The organism is Escherichia sp. AM3, assembly GCF_032029835.1.
Taxonomy (GTDB): domain Bacteria; phylum Pseudomonadota; class Gammaproteobacteria; order Enterobacterales; family Enterobacteriaceae; genus Escherichia; species Escherichia coli.
The window spans coordinates 1-1,922 of record NZ_JAVUPQ010000231.1; the positions used below are offsets into that span (position 1 = coordinate 1).

The following is a 1,922-nucleotide window of genomic DNA, read 5'->3' on the forward strand; positions in this document are numbered from 1 at the left end:
CATCAAAGGTGTGCTGAGTGACATACTGAGTACCCAGACAGCCACGGGTACCGCTATCAATCAGAACTCTGAAAAGCTGGCAAGTGTCATTGCCCAGAACGGACAGGCGACACGTCAGCAGATGATTTTCAGTAATGAAACTCAGCGCCTCGAGGAGGCACGGAAAAGCTTCACCGTGCCAGACTCCATCTGCAGTGAATCCGCATCAGGGATTGCAACAGAAAGCAAAAGTGCCTCAGCATCCGCAGCCTCAAAACTCAGTAAAGGTGGCGGTGTGAGCAACCGTAGCATCCGCGACCGTCTGGCCAGCGCAGCAACCTCTCCCGTGCGGGAAGCTTATGATGGCGCGGCCATACACGCCAGTTACTGTACAGAAGCAGAATATGCACGTTTTGGAGGAACCGCCGTTTGTCCTTCTGTGGGCGAAATACCAGGTGGAGACAGTCAGGTACGCTCGATTTACCACGGCGCAGGTACAGCGGACACACCTGCGGCACTGACATGGGATCAGAAGCAAATAGATGCAGCGACGGCTTACATGAAAAACACTTCCCGCCCCTCTGCCGGTCGTGCTCTGGGTAAAGGAGAAGTGAATACCCAGAGTGGACGAACCTACGTCGGACTCCAGAACGAATACAACGGCATCATTGATTCTGCGTCGAATCCCCAACTGACGTTGATTGCTGACAGCACACCTAATGAAAGCACACGTAAAGCACTTGCTGAAACACTGCAGTCAGACTCAGCGGCCGCTTACTTCGACCAGGTGGCTTCACCAGAAGCAAAAGCACGGGGATATATGAGTACCCGTGAGTTTGAAGCTTTTGAGGCTGGCCGGCGCTACGCCAACACAGCATACCTGGTGGATTTACAGGAAATGCAGGGGGATAACCTGCTCCGTGAACTGGTAAGAATCACTGCGCAAATGAACTGGCAGCTGAACGATCTGAAAGAACAGATCCGCCAGGGTAATGTTATCTCTGGCCAGCAACTGGCTCTGACTGCCCGCCAGTATTATGAAAAACAACTCGGTAGCCTTGAGAAAACAATCAATCAGGCAAACGCACGTTGAAAGCTGACGTCAGAACAGGACTGAAAAAATGAATAAGTTACCGGAAAATTCAGACCAGACGAAAAACGTCAAAAAATCACCATCCATAACCCGCATAGCCACCCGGAGGATTATTAACATTTTTGTTCCGCTGATGGAGACTCGCCTGATAACGAATTCTGTACAGCATATGCTAAAGCAACAAAAAAGCAGGCTGGAAAAATTCCGTCAGGTAAATAATAAAAAGGCGCAACTCTGCCTCTCGTGGGAAGAAGCTCTGCTGGCCAGCCATATGTCAGTAGACGATCTGGATCGCCGTTTCCGTCGGCGCAGAACAGCATGGCGGTTATGCTGCTGGAGTCTGCTGGCCATCGCTTTATTCCTCAGCGGTATGCTCTTTGCCGCCTCCTCATTACCTTTGATGACACTGGTACGCGCCATCAGCACTCTTATGTTGATACTGTCAGGCGTCGCTCTTTGTGCTTCCAGAGCTCTGATAGTTACATACCGCCTCTGGCAGTTGCATGAACGAAAAGTCAGCGAACCCGAGCAGGGGACTTTCCGTGATTTTCTGAACGACCGCAATGGCTGGCGCAATGCCACATTAATTGCCGTAACCAGTAAACAATACTGATCACGTCCAGATGCCAGTACCACTGGCATGTCGCCATCCCCCTTAATTAAATCCTGTGTGGCCTTTGCCCATACGCAATTCTATTCCGGAGTTACTGTGAAAATTTTACTTCGCGCACTCTGTGCAGGCCTTGCTATATCCTCACTGCCGGCAATGGCTTCAGTGACCTATCAGGATATTGTGTCTGCCGCCACCAATCCTGACGATCTGTCCCGCCAGGCGCTGGTCACGATATTC

Annotated in this window: 2 protein-coding genes; both read left to right on the plus strand. The window is 51.1% G+C overall.

Going from position 1 to position 1,922, the window contains the following annotated elements:
* A partial coding sequence (gene traW, locus RTW80_RS24500) for an IncI1-type conjugal transfer protein TraW (RefSeq protein ID WP_312720661.1) occupies window positions 1-1,072 on the plus strand: 1,072 nt, incomplete at its 5' end.
* A 28-nt stretch (window positions 1,073-1,100) separates the two neighbouring features.
* Window positions 1,101-1,685: a conjugal transfer protein TraX gene (gene traX, locus RTW80_RS24505; RefSeq protein ID WP_001037998.1), complete on the plus strand. Its 585-nt coding sequence runs from the start codon at window positions 1,101-1,103 to the stop codon at window positions 1,683-1,685.
* The last annotated feature ends 237 nt before the right edge of the window (window positions 1,686-1,922 follow it).